The sequence below is a fragment of the Chryseobacterium sp. BGA-UO-ETr-SB22 genome (genome assembly GCF_059567885.1).
Genome location: NZ_JCAQOV010000003.1, coordinates 381511 through 394913 on the forward strand (window position 1 = coordinate 381511; position 13403 = coordinate 394913).

The following is a 13403-nucleotide window of genomic DNA, read 5'->3' on the forward strand; positions in this document are numbered from 1 at the left end:
GAAATACCTCAGCTGAGATATTTCCTTTTCTTTTTATAATGGTAATATTATTTACTGTACTGCTTTTAAAACATTGATGTTTCCGTAACCGTAGCTTGAATTAACATTCGGATAGTACGTTGCAGACTGTCTCATTTTATTAAGTACCTGGTCTCTTGTCCATGATGGATTTTTAGCCCAAACTAAGGCTGCAATTCCTGCCGTAGCTGCTGTAGCAACTGAAGAACCTCCTACATAATCTGCCTGTCCGTTGTAATAGCTCAAAACCGGAACTGTATTTCCTGAAGGTCTCTCCATCTGGAAGGTAAAGTCGATCTGGCTTCCGGAGTGGCAAACATCACATTTCTGATTGGATGTATTCTCTTTTACTCCTGTTATCGCCTGGGTTTCTGACATTGATGCAGGAAAAATCACGCCCACGAAACTGGTAAAGCTTGTAGAAGTTCCTCCAGCACAGAAAATCAATTTTCCTTTAGAATAAGCATATTTAACACCGTCTTCAATTTTTCCGACAGAGAAAATATGTCCCATTGACATTGAAATGATTTTTACACTGGTATTATTACCCAATTCTGTAAAAGCTGTTTTTACAGCAGTCTGCTCGCTGGATGTTTCCAAAACAACGTTTTCTGCAGCTCTGTAGGCAATCAGATTGGCATTGTAAGCTACTCCTACAGGTAGTCCTGCATTATTTCTCGGAGCTGTCATCACAGAAGCCATTTTTGTTCCGTGTCCACACTGATCTCCGGATCCATCTGAGTTATATACTCCCAACTTACTGATTGTTCTTCCCGAAGATGCTCCGTTATTAAAGCTTCCTCCCAATAAAGTCTGCTCCGGAGAAACTCCTGTATCAATAAGTCCGATGGTAACACCTGCTCCTGTACTGTAGCTCCATGCTTCAGGAATGCTGTGTTTGGTAAAAGCCCAAGGAATTTTTGCGCTTGGTGTTGTAGAGGTGTAATCTGCCGTACTTAATGTTGATGATGAAAAACCACATCCTGACGAACCGCTTCCTGAAGATTTTGCTGCTGCGCTATATTGAGCTTCAAATTCAAAATAATGATAATCAGCCGGCTCTACATATCGGATATTTTTCATTTGTCGAAGAGCAGCAACGGTTTCCTCATTTTCAATAACAACATCCATTTGGTTAAGATACTGATCTGAAAGAAGAAGAAAATTTCTCTCCTCTTTCCCTTCATATTTTTTGATGACAGAAAGAACTTCTTTTTCCATATCGTTACTGTTTGGAGATTTACTTCTGTCAAAATCGTCTTTAGAAGCTCCGAAACCGATAGATACCATTTTGTTTCCGCGGAAAATAGCACTCCAGACGAAATGATCGGATTCATTCTTCCAGTTGAAAGTTCCGTCCGTTTTAATAGCCTGATTGATCCTTTCATTGATTTGCTTTGCAGTCAGTGGATCTTTCTGAGCCATTTCTGTTTTTACATTTTCGTTCTGAAGTTCTTCTCTGGAACACGAGTTTAAGGCAAAAAATATTGCCAGTAGGAATACAGTTTTTTTCATATGTTATAATTTTGGTTGGAGCCACAATATAACACTTTCATGAGAATTAAAAACTTTTAAAAAATGAATTTAGCATTACATGAATATTAAATTACAATATCTTCTCGTAGCAGACACTTTGCTCTATTCCAACGTATTGTCCATAATTGGGTATTCTGTAAAATCCGTTTTTCTCGTACACTGAAATAGCGCTTTTCAGATCCTGAGAAGTTTCTAAAACTGCTTTTTTAAAATTCAATTCTGCAGCCCATTTTTCCAGTTCTTTTACAATAGTTGAGCCCAGGCCATTCTTTCTGAATTTTGGGTCAGTAAACATTCTTTTTATTTCTACTGAATTTTCTGAAAAAGGTTTGAATGCTCCACAAGCTGCCGGAATAGCATCAATATAAACCACAATACAGTTTTTAAGAGTATCAATTGTATTAAACTGGGAAAAGAAATCATCTTTATCACCGTTATGTTCAGCCAAAGTAAAATCAAGAGATTGTACCAGTTTTTGAAAGTCTGTATTGGTGGAGTCTGTTCTGAGTATATGCATGTTTATTTAATTTAAAGATTAAAAAATTGAAGGATTTAAAGATTTATGAAAACAAAAAAGCTCCCTTTCGGAAGCTTTTATTTTTATGGAGCTGGTGGAGGTGGATTTTGAAAATGATAATGTTTATTAAGTTTATCCTTAACTTTTTTATCCAATGCCTCTGCATAACTATTTGCAATTTCTCCCGAATCTTTCATTAAGTTCGGCATGTTTTCAATCATCTTTTGACCTGCCGGAGTTTTATAGAATTTAATAAGTGTATCAATATCAGCATCTGTAAAGTATTTTTTATAGATAGGAATATACAGAGCAAATATTTTTTCTGGAGCCATGTCTTTTTTAAATTCATCCCAAAAATTAGCAGGTAAATCCTTATACTTATTATTGTAATGATCCATAAATTGTTGAAACCCCATAGACAACATCCGATCTGACCTTGTTAAAGTAATCAACTCTTTCACTTTTGCTTCATTGGACTGAGAAAAAGCATTTATTCCAAATAAGAAGAAACACAAAATAATTCCTTTCTTCATATATCCTATTTTATATCAACAACAAACTTTCTTTCATTGATCAGCTCTGCAATTGCCAGCATATCTTTACCGATTAGTCGGTCATCTTCAAGTTTAGCAACTTTGGAACGAAGAACTGTAAAGTTTTCTTCAATCACTTTAGAACATTTCGAAGGTCTTCTGAATTCCAGTCCCTGAGCCGCAAACATCAACTCAACCGATAAAATATTCACAAGGTTTCCAAGAACTTGATTGAATTTTCTTCCTGAAATACTTCCCATAGAAACATGGTCTTCCTGACCTAAACTTGTAGGAATAGAATCTGCCGATGCCGGGAAACATAGTGTTTTATTTTCTGTAACCAAAGCAGCTGAAGTATACTGAGGAATCATAAATCCAGAGTTTAATCCTGAGCTTTCCGTCAATAATCTTGGTAATCCGTACTTTCCTTCCAATAATAAGTAACTTCTTCTGTCTGAAATATTTCCTAATTCTGCAGCAGCCAGTGTAGCATAGTCTAAAGGTAAAGCCATCAACTGTCCGTGGAAATTACCTCCTGAGATAGATTCTTCAGCACTTAATACAATTGGATTGTCTGTTACGGAATTCAGTTCTGTTTCCGCCATACCTCTAAGATGTTCAAAAGCGTTTCTACTGGCTCCATGAACCTGTGGAACACATCTCATAGAATAAGGATCCTGAACTCTCTCACAATCTTCGTGAGCTTTCATATTTTCTGATCCTTTTAAGAATTTAAGCATTCTTGCCGCTACTTTTTTACTGCCCTCAAAAGGTCTGATCTCGTGAAGTTCTTTTTTGAAAGGGCTTTCAGAACCTCTGTATGCTTCTATACTCATTGCAGCCGTCATATCCGCAAGATCTAATAGGTATTCGAATTTTTCAAGTCCTTTGATCGCATGAGCAAGAATAAATTGTGTTCCATTGATCAATCCTAATCCTTCTTTTGGTCCTAAAACCAGTGCTTCAAGGTCATGTTTCTGCAAAACATCTATAGTATCAGAAACCTGATCCCCTTCCCAAACCTGTCCTAAACCAAGTAAAGGTAACACCAGATGTGCTAAAGGAGCAAGGTCTCCCGAAGCACCTACAGATCCTTGTTCAGGAACCACCGGAATGATATCTTTTTCCAGCATCAGGATCATTCTTTCAATGACTTCCAGAGAAACTCCTGAAAATCCTTTTGAAAGGGCATGAACTTTAGCAATCATCATGATCTTTGAAAGTTCTTTATCAATTGGTTTTCCTACTCCTACTGCGTGAGAAATAATCAGATTATATTGTAACTGAGCGGTTTCGTCAGCCGATATTTTAGTATCACATAAAGGTCCGAACCCGGTATTGATTCCATATACACATCTGTCGGACTCTACTATTTGCTGTACGTTTTTCTGAGATTTTAAGATTTGTTCTTTTGCCGCTTTATTAAGCTTGGCTTTATTTGGCTTTTTACAGATTTCCAGAACATCATGGAAAGTAAAAACATCTACCCCGTATATCATTTCTAAAAAATTTTCTTAAAATTACGCATTTAACAATAATTGGAAAAGCTAAATTTCAATCTTCTATATTTTTATATCAACAAGGAAATTATTTTACTATTTTTAGCCCCGAAATTAAAAACAATAATACATGAGACTGAAAACTCTACTCCTTGCTTTATGTGTAGCAAGCACAACAGCTTTCGCCCAGAAAGTAAAATACTCTAAAGAGGACATCAAAAAAATGGAAACTTACCTTTTTAATGAAGGTTTTAATACTCCATCTCCTAAGAAAACATCTACCATCATTTTAAAAGACGGAACTACCTACAAAGGTTTCTGTAATAAGATTGAAACCAAAAAAGGACAGATCTACGAAGTCGCTATTAAAGACAGTGTCACCAAAAAGAATGCAACTTTCAATGCTGATCAGATCAATGAGATGTATGTGTATCCAAGCAATGCAGAGAAGATTGCAAAAGTGGCAAAATACATGGGGAATATCAGAAATTTCGGAACTAAAAAATTGACAAAAAACACTAATAATGATAGAATTTATTTTGTGAACCAGACAGTTTCTTTAAAGAACAAAAAAGATGATAAGGAATTCCTGATGCAGGTTATCAATCCCGGTTTTGATGATATTATTTCAGTATATCACGATCCCAGAGCTAAAGAAACTACAGGCTTTTCTGTAATGGGATCTCCACAACTTGGAGGCGGTGTCATCAAATCTTACTATGTAAAAAAAGGTGACAAAGTAATGTGGCTTCATAAAGATGATTTTGAAGACAACTACGATTTTCTTTTTGGAGACAATCAGGATTTCATGAAAAAATATCCTAAGAATTCTGTGGAATGGGATTACTTCAGTTTTCTTATAAGTGAATATACTGCAATGGCAAACGGATAAAATACTTTGAACCATAAATTAAAACCTGTAGAGTCATCTGCAGGTTTTTCTTTTTTAAATAGGGAAAGTTTCCTTAATTTTGTTATATGAATCCTTCTTTAGAACTACAGCTCAAAACCTTACCATCCGAACCCGGCGTTTATCGTTATTATGATAAAAACGAACAGCTTTTGTATGTTGGGAAAGCTAAAAATCTGAAGAAAAGGGTTCTTTCCTATTTCAACAAAAACCTTTCCGGATACAGGATCAAAATAATGGTCGGGAAAATCCAGCGATTGGAAACCACAATTGTAAACAGTGAGTATGATGCACTTTTATTGGAAAATAATCTGATTAAGGAACATCAGCCGTTTTACAATGTCATGCTGAAGGATGACAAGACTTATCCGTGGATCTGCATCAAGAATGAAGATTTCCCAAGAATCTTTCTGACCAGAAATGTAATTAAAGATGGATCGGAATATTATGGCCCTTACGCAAAAGTACGCCCTGCAAAGATTTTACTGGACACCATCAAGCATATTTACAAACTCAGAACCTGTAATCTGAATCTTTCTCCAGCAAAAATTACAGAAGGAAAATATAAAGTATGTCTGGAGTATCATATCAAAAACTGTGAAGGCCCTTGTGAAGATCTTGAAAGCAAGGAAGAGTATGATGAAAAGGTAGATGCCATCCGTGGAATGATCAAAGGGGATTTCCGCAAAGCTAAAGACTATCTGCTGAGTCAGATGATGAAACTGGCTTCCAATCTTCAGTTTGAACAAGCTCAGATTATTAAAGAAAGGCTGGATATTCTGGAAGATTATCAGGCTAAGAATACTGTAGTCAACCCTAATATTGATGATGTAGATGTCTTCGGAATGACCAGTGATGAAACGGCTGCCTATGTCAATTTCTTTAAAATCAGAAATGGAAATATCATCCAGAGTTTTACTACCGAGATCAAAAAGATTCTTGAAGAAACAGATGAAGACATTATGGAAGAGGCATTGATTGAGATCCGTCAGAAGTTTTCTTCTGATTCCAAAGAAGTCCTTCTACCGTTTCATCTGTCTGTAGAAATTCCTAATGTAAAACTGATTGTTCCTAAAGTAGGAGATAAAAAAAGAATTGTAGAGCTTTCTGAAAAGAACGCTAAAGAATATCGTCTGGAAAAGCTGAAACAGGTTCAGATTATAGATCCTGAAAGGCATACCAACAGAATCATGGCTGAAATGCACAAACTTCTCAGAATGCCGGTAGAGCCCAGACATATTGAAGGTTTTGACAACTCAAATATCCAGGGGACCAATCCTGTCTCAGCATGTGTAGTTTTCAAAGATGGCAAACCAAGTAAAGCAGATTACAGAATCTTTCATCCAAAAACAGTGGAAGGACCTAATGACTTTGCAACTATGGAAGAAGTGATCTACCGCCGTTACAAAAGAATGCTTGATGAAGGTGAAGATCTTCCCCAACTGATTCTGATAGACGGAGGAAAGGGACAGCTGTCTTCTGCTGTAAAGAGTCTTAAATTATTGGGGCTTTACGGAAAAATCACCATTGTAGGGATCGCCAAAAGGCTGGAAGAGATTTTCTTCCCGGAAGATCCTATTCCTTTATATCTGGATAAAAAATCCGAAACGTTGAAAATCCTTCAGCGTGTACGTGACGAGGCTCACCGATTTGGGGTAAAGCATCACAGAACAAGAAGGAAAAATTCTACCATAAAATCTGAACTGGAAGAAATTCCCGGTGTTGGAGAAAAAACGATTGAACTGCTTCTGTCTAAACTGAAGTCTGTAAAACGTATCAAAGAAGCCAATCTTGAAACCCTGGAAGAAATTTTAGGGAAAAGCAAAGCTAAAGTGATCTGGGAGTTTTTTAATGCCAATTGATGATTTTTGTAACTCAACAGTTCTATTCACATTAAGAAAACAGTGCTTTTTTATAAAATTTGACATCCATTTTCTATTTCATCAATAAGTGACAAAAATTAACATTCCTTCAAACGCAAAGGTGATTTATCAATGAAAAATGAAAATAAATAAATATTTTACTAAATAATAGTATTATTTATATTTTTTTCATAAATTAGTATTATCAACTAATAACGATAATACTATGAAAACTTTTCTCATTTTATAAATATTTTACATTTTCATTTACCACAATACAGATGATGAGTTACTGTTATCTACAGTGAGTCCTATTATAAACACTTTTCAAATTTTCGAAAAAATGAAAAACACATCAGCATATATACTATAAAAGGCTCTTTTTGAAGAGCCTTTTATGTTTATTATTTAGTTATTTTCAGATTATTTTGCCACAAAAATTTCTTTGGAAAATCTTCCGTCAGCCTGTGGTATATCTATCACAATACTTCCATTTTCAAAATATCCTATGGTAGGGTTTCCATCAGCTAATTTCACTAAAAAAACAGCATTTTTCGAAGTAGTTTTGAAAACTGCAAACGGTACCGAACTGCCAGCCTTTGCCAGGATAAACTGATTGGAATCAATCTGTATTTTCTGAAGATCCAGCTTTCCATTTGAATAGCTATTCGCTTCCGGAGTAGTTGTAGATGCAACAGATACTACAGGTTCAGGGGATGTATTCTGTCCACTAGTGGATGCTGGCAATAGTGCTACAGGATTGGAAATTGGTAATTTTATTAATGCTTCTCTCAATGCATCCTGTAATCCCTCATCAAATTCTTTGATTTTTGAACCTCCTTTCGTTTCCAGGATCATATTATTATTACAATCCTTGAACTGTACAATTACTTTATTCTTAAATAAATTTTTATCATTCAGAACATCTGCAGTAATTACATTACAGAAATTACTTTTCGCTTCTGAAGGCCAATTATCTTTAATGACTGGAAGAATTATATATTTTTTTCCTGCCAAAGCTTTGGTGAAAAAGTTTTTTAAACCATATTCTTCCTTAAACGTTTCAAATTTTTCAGGAACTGTAACATATTTATAATCTGAAACCTTTTGTGCAAAAATAACTGTTGAACAAACTGTCAACATCAACATTGATAACTTTTTCATTTCTATAATTTTAATCGTTTCTGAATGCTCCCATATCCAGTTTCAATGAGAAGAAATTGGAATAGAAATTAGATCCGCCTATTCCTGAATTTGTAATCGCATAATCCAGTGTAAGCCCTCTGTATCTGATCCCAAGACCGGCACTCGGCTGGAAGGAAACTTTTCTTTTAAGATCTTCTATATCTGTAATTGATTGGAATCTGTTGATCCCTAATCTCACAAAAATCATTTTCTGATACCCCAGTTCCGCTCCAGCATAAGGACTGATACTTGCGAAATCTGTTGAAATCAATGAAGCAGTTTTAGCAAAATCAACATTAATTCCTGCTTCTGGCAATACGTAAACACTGCTATTTATTTCAAATAATTTACTGGCACCTACATTCAGCTTAGGCATTGTAAGTTCCAGTTTATCTTTCGGTGCCGGGTTGAATTCTTCTCCGTTTACAACAGTTGAAAGTTCCTTCTGATTGATGCTCCAGAAGTTTACGGTAGTCGTGATATCTCTTACCATACCTCCAAACTTCCATCCATTATCTGCTTTATAGATTGCTCCCACATCAAAACCAAAACCATAGCCATTTGCAAATTTACCTACATTTCTGTAAACAATTTTAGCATTTACCCCCACATCCAATTTCGGATTTCCTCCGGGTCTGAAAGCATAGGAAAGGATAGCGGCGTAATCGGATTGGGAAAATTTGGTGATTTTATCATAATCAATGTTCCCTTCAGAGTCAATCATCTGGGTGGTATTCAAAATATTGTCTACACCAAGTCTTACCACTGAAACACCGAATACCCCTTCTTCAAGTACTTTTGCATACGCCAAATAGTCATATTTTGCAATAGATTCAAAGTATTCTGCGTGCATGGCTGCACCCTGCCAGTCTCTTTCAACTGACATCAAACCTGCAGGGTTCCACATAGGAGAATATACATCATCCTGATTGGTGATTACTGCCCCACCCATTGCAAGACCTCTTGCTCCGGCTCCGATATTTAAGAATTCATTGGAATATTTCCTGATAATCTGAGATTGAGACAGCCCAAACAGCAGTGAAAATGCAAGTAAAAGATATTTTTTCATCATATAAATTTGATGCTTAGTTTAAGTTTTTAGTTTTTCTGGCTTTAATTAATCCATTCACAATGATTGCCAGTATCATAACTCCTGAAGCAATATAAAATATAGGGCTCATATGTTCTGATTCCCCAAAGATAAAAAAAGCTAGTATAATTCCGTAAACAGGTTCTAAATTAACTGTTAAAATTAAAGTAAAAGGGGATATATACTTCATTAATTTCACCGATTCTAACATTGGAAAAGCGGTAAAAACACTGGCTAACAAGCATATTAACGCCAAATCCCGATAGTTTATTTCGTTCATTTGAAAAATTTGCCCGGAAAGCAGATAAAATATCATTAAAATAAACCAACCACAGAAAATTTCATAAAAAATGATGTTTCCTGAACTTGTTTTGCCAAACATCTTCCCATTAAAAACTGAAAAAATAGTTCCAAATATGGCACATAGGATTCCGTAAATAATCCCTTCTTTAAAATGAAACTCTGTTTTAAAAATTAAAAGTATACAGGCAACGATGACCGTTCCCATTACGACTTCAGATACATCAATCTTTCTTTTGAAAATAATGGGCTCCAGGATTGAAGCAAAAAGTGTAGATAAGGAGAGACAGCTTAACGCGATAGAAACATTGGAAACTTTAATAGAATAAAAAAAGCAATACCAGTGAAGTGCCATCGCAAAACCTATTGCTGCCAGCTGAAAAAATATTTTTTTCGAAACCTTTATACTTTCTTTTTTAAAGACCCTCATAAATACAAAAAGAAAAATAGAAGCAAACAGCATCCTGTAAAATACAAGGATCTGAGCATTGGCTTGAATTAATTTTCCCAAAATTGCAGTGAACCCCCACAAAAACACAATTAAATGCAACCTGAAAAGTGCCAATTTATGCATAACCTATCTCCTTTTAATTTTTAACGTGCAAATTTACAAATACGCTTTTATAAATCTCACAAAAAATATAAATTTACGTTAATAAAAAAATGAGAAATAAAGTTTTTAATAGTTTTTTTTCCTAATACATCATCTATTCTATTAATTTCAAATAAAAAAAGATCATATCACTGGTCTCAATATTATAGAGTATAGAAAATACTACTAGCGCTTACAACGTCAATCATTAAAAAACCCTGAAAATTTGTTAAACTTTCAGGGCCTTCAAATAATAAACTATTAAAAAAATAAACTAGGAACAGAGTATTTTGCAGAGGATATCATCCCCTGTTACTCTAATGTAAAGTTAGAAAAAATATAAATAATTTAAATGTATTTTTCTGTTAAAAATTTCACAATTTACTAAAAACCAAATAATTAAACATCTGTTTTACTTCCAATTTATATTCTTCATAAAAATAGTATCTTTAAGCGTAAAAAATTGAAAATTTTATGGACATCGAATTCAATAAACGAGAAGATCAGAACAGATTAAAATTATCTGAAATAAATCGCTTACTCACTGAGATCAAAAAAGGAGGTGGTGAGAAGAGGCTTCAAAAGCTTCGTGATGAAGGAAAAATGACAGCGAGAGAAAGAGTAGATTATCTTCTCGATAAAGATTCAGATTCTATAGAAGTAGGAGCATTTGCGGGATACGAAATGTATAAGGAGCATGGAGGATGTCCTAGCGGCGGAGTTGTAGTGGTTATTGGCTACGTTTCCGGAAGACAATGTATCATTGTTGCAAATGATGCTTCTGTAAAAGCGGGTGCATGGTTTCCTATCACAGGAAAGAAAAACCTGAGAGCACAGGAAATTTCCATGGAAAACAAGCTTCCAATCATCTATCTGGTAGACTCTGCAGGTGTTTATCTTCCAATGCAGGATGAGATCTTCCCGGATAAAGAGCATTTCGGAAGAATTTTCAGAAATAATGCTAAGATGAGTTCTATGGGAATCATCCAGATCTCTGCCGTAATGGGAAGTTGTGTAGCCGGAGGAGCCTATCTGCCTATCATGAGTGATGAAGCTATGATTGTAGATAAAACAGGCTCTATTTTCCTTGCCGGAAGCTACCTTGTAAAAGCAGCTATCGGTGAAAGTATTGATAATGAAACTTTGGGAGGTGCTACCACACACTGCTCTATTTCAGGAGTAACGGATTATAAAGCTAAAGATGATAAAGATGCTTTGAATAGAATCAAAAACATCATGAAATCTCTTGGAAGTACTGAAAAAGCAGGCTTTGACAGAATAGAAAGTTTCCCACCAAAAGAAAACCCTGAAAACATTTTCGGAATTATGCCTGTTTCCAGAGCTGAGCAATATGATACCAACGAAATTATTAAATGTATTGTAGACAACTCCGAATACGAAGAATACAAAGCTGATTACGGCAAAAGTATTATCTGTGCAACAGCAAGAATTGATGGTTGGTCTGTAGGCATTGTAGCCAATCAGAGAAAGTTGGTTAAGAGTGGTAAAGGAGAAATGCAGTTTGGAGGAGTTATTTACTCCGACTCAGCAGATAAAGCAACCCGATTTATTGCCAACTGTAATCAAAGAAAAATACCTTTGATCTTCTTACAGGATGTTACCGGATTTATGGTTGGTTCAAAGTCTGAGCATGGAGGTATTATTAAAGACGGAGCTAAAATGGTAAATGCAGTTTCCAATTCTGTAGTTCCTAAATTTACTATTATCACGGGGAACTCTTATGGAGCAGGAAACTATGCAATGTGTGGGAAAGCTTATGATCCTAGACTAATTGTTGCATGGCCTTGGGCAGATTTAGCGGTAATGGGAGGAGCACAGGCTGCAAAAGTACTTGCACAGATCCAGGAATCTACCCTAAAAAAACAAGGAAAAGAAATTTCAGAAGAAGAGCACAACGAAATTCTGGATACAATTTCAAAAAAATATCAGCAACAAACTGAATCTACTTATGCGGCGGCAAGATTATGGACAGATGCTATCATCAACCCTGCAGATACAAGAAAATGGATTTCTATGGGGATTGAAGCAGCTAATAACGCTCCTATTACTGAAAAATTTAATTTAGGGATAATACAGGTATAATTGATTGATTTACAGATGAAAATAATGGCTATCTTAATTTTTTGAGATAGTCATTATTTTTATTTATAATTCTAAATTTTCAAAACATTAGATTCATCTAAATGAAATACAATAATTTATAGTAAGTTCAACAGAACCTCATAATATTGAAGTCAGGTAACTAAAGTATTTCAAAATGTAGGCACACCTAATTACAAATATTCTTCTCTACAAAAGTCTTTAGGGTGACCTATTTGGATACAACATTGATATTTAGTCATACAAATTCCATTAGGCCATCCTGGAGGATAACACAAACCAAATTGTGGATCATCCGGGCAACCAGAGCCTCCGCTTCCTTTAAGTGATTTTAAAATCTCTCTTGAAATCTTTACTAGATTTTTCATAGTTATTTAGTTTTTGATAGTTCATACTCTATGATAGCTTTTCGGATTACGCTTCCTCTAAAATACTATTTTTTCCATACTTGGTGAAATTTAATGAAAAATTATTATCAGAGTTTTTTTAAGAAGTGTTGAAGCAACATTCATCATGCAATTATATAGGAATAATGAGGAAATAGTTTAGTGAATAACAGCTGATATTTCAGGAGCTTTCTCCCGCTATCCATTCATACTCCTCACACCTGGCTTTCCTTCGCTCAAACCCATCGGCTCTCCTACTTAAGTTGCGGGGTAACCATTCCTATCGGGGCTAAGAGGGAGACGAATAATAAATGATAAGTTATGAATGATTCGGGATCCAGGTTGCGGGGTTAGTAGTTATAAGTATTTACATTCTAAGATCTACTATCCCCAATTATGTCATTCCGTAGGAATCCAGCCACATTGATTAGAGTGTAAAGGATTCAAAGGAATACTAGAGAGTTTTTTAATACTTAAGTGACCTAATAATCTTAGATATACTTGATGATAGAATAGAACAATAGATTTGTTTAGACTCCTACGGAGTGACATGTGCTATCAATGATAAGTGATGATTGATAAGCGATAAATGATTAGTGATCTCTGGTATTGGGTGGCAATAGGAATAATTATTCTTAATGATTACTGATTGCTCATTACTTATTATTCATTGCTCATTACTGATGGTTGGGATTGTATGGTTGTCCCTGTTGGGGTCTGGTTGGGTATAAAACAAAAAAAATCCTCTATCATAAGATAAAGGATTTTTTAAAAATAAAATAAAAACTGGCGGCGGCCTACTCTCCCGCTTTCGCAGTACCATCGGCGCTGGTGGGCTTAACTTCTGTGTTCGG

At 35.2% G+C, this 13403-nt stretch carries 11 protein-coding genes and 1 rRNA gene; 3 read left to right on the forward strand and 9 right to left on the reverse strand.

Annotated elements, in window-relative coordinates:
• Positions 1–51: 51 nt before the first annotated feature.
• The 4 genes from AC57AW_RS03660 to hutH all read right to left on the reverse strand — a co-directional run bounded on the left by AC57AW_RS03660 (position 52) and on the right by hutH (position 4103).
• Positions 52–1533, reverse strand: coding sequence for a S8 family peptidase (locus AC57AW_RS03660; RefSeq protein WP_496350854.1), 1482 nt, complete (start codon positions 1531–1533; stop codon positions 52–54).
• Positions 1534–1624: 91 nt separating this feature from the next.
• The gene (locus AC57AW_RS03665; protein ID WP_496350855.1) at positions 1625–2071 is read right to left on the reverse strand and encodes a GNAT family N-acetyltransferase; all 447 of its coding nucleotides are present in this window, start codon (positions 2069–2071) and stop codon (positions 1625–1627) included.
• Between the two features lie 83 nt (positions 2072–2154).
• Positions 2155–2604 (reverse strand): DUF2059 domain-containing protein, encoded by a 450-nt coding sequence (locus AC57AW_RS03670; protein WP_496350856.1) that lies wholly within the window; start codon positions 2602–2604, stop codon positions 2155–2157.
• Between the two features lie 5 nt (positions 2605–2609).
• Positions 2610–4103, reverse strand: a complete 1494-nt coding sequence (hutH, locus tag AC57AW_RS03675) for a histidine ammonia-lyase (protein WP_496350857.1) — start codon at positions 4101–4103, stop codon at positions 2610–2612.
• A gap of 130 nt (positions 4104–4233) precedes the next feature.
• Between hutH and AC57AW_RS03680 the strand changes: the two genes are divergently transcribed.
• Both AC57AW_RS03680 and uvrC read left to right on the forward strand, forming a co-directional pair.
• Positions 4234–4995: a hypothetical protein gene (locus tag AC57AW_RS03680; protein WP_496350858.1), complete on the forward strand. Its 762-nt coding sequence runs from the start codon at positions 4234–4236 to the stop codon at positions 4993–4995.
• An 86-nt stretch (positions 4996–5081) separates the two neighbouring features.
• Complete coding sequence (gene uvrC / locus AC57AW_RS03685; protein ID WP_496350859.1) at positions 5082–6875, forward strand: excinuclease ABC subunit UvrC; 1794 nt, start codon at positions 5082–5084, stop codon at positions 6873–6875.
• A 423-nt stretch (positions 6876–7298) separates the two neighbouring features.
• Here the strand turns inward: uvrC and AC57AW_RS03690 are convergent, their stop codons facing one another.
• Genes AC57AW_RS03690 through AC57AW_RS03700 form a run of 3 tightly spaced genes read right to left on the reverse strand, consistent with a single transcriptional unit; the run spans position 7299 to position 10024 of the window.
• On the reverse strand, positions 7299–8039 hold the full coding sequence (locus AC57AW_RS03690) for a hypothetical protein (RefSeq protein WP_496350860.1): 741 nt from the start codon (positions 8037–8039) through the stop codon (positions 7299–7301).
• A gap of 10 nt (positions 8040–8049) precedes the next feature.
• The gene (locus AC57AW_RS03695) at positions 8050–9129 is read right to left on the reverse strand and encodes a putative type IX sorting system protein PorV2 (RefSeq protein WP_496350869.1); all 1080 of its coding nucleotides are present in this window, start codon (positions 9127–9129) and stop codon (positions 8050–8052) included.
• Positions 9130–9145: 16 nt separating this feature from the next.
• The gene (locus AC57AW_RS03700) at positions 9146–10024 is read right to left on the reverse strand and encodes a DMT family transporter (RefSeq protein ID WP_496350861.1); all 879 of its coding nucleotides are present in this window, start codon (positions 10022–10024) and stop codon (positions 9146–9148) included.
• 492 nt (positions 10025–10516) lie between these two features.
• Here AC57AW_RS03700 and AC57AW_RS03705 point away from each other — a divergent pair, with 492 nt between their 5' ends.
• The gene (locus AC57AW_RS03705; RefSeq protein WP_496350862.1) at positions 10517–12145 is read left to right on the forward strand and encodes an acyl-CoA carboxylase subunit beta; all 1629 of its coding nucleotides are present in this window, start codon (positions 10517–10519) and stop codon (positions 12143–12145) included.
• A gap of 191 nt (positions 12146–12336) precedes the next feature.
• On the opposite strand, the gene AC57AW_RS03710 is transcribed toward AC57AW_RS03705, so the two are convergent.
• The gene (locus AC57AW_RS03710; protein WP_496350863.1) at positions 12337–12531 is read right to left on the reverse strand and encodes a hypothetical protein; all 195 of its coding nucleotides are present in this window, start codon (positions 12529–12531) and stop codon (positions 12337–12339) included.
• A gap of 802 nt (positions 12532–13333) precedes the next feature.
• A 5S ribosomal RNA gene (gene rrf / locus AC57AW_RS03715) occupies positions 13334–13403 on the reverse strand; the annotation flags it as partial.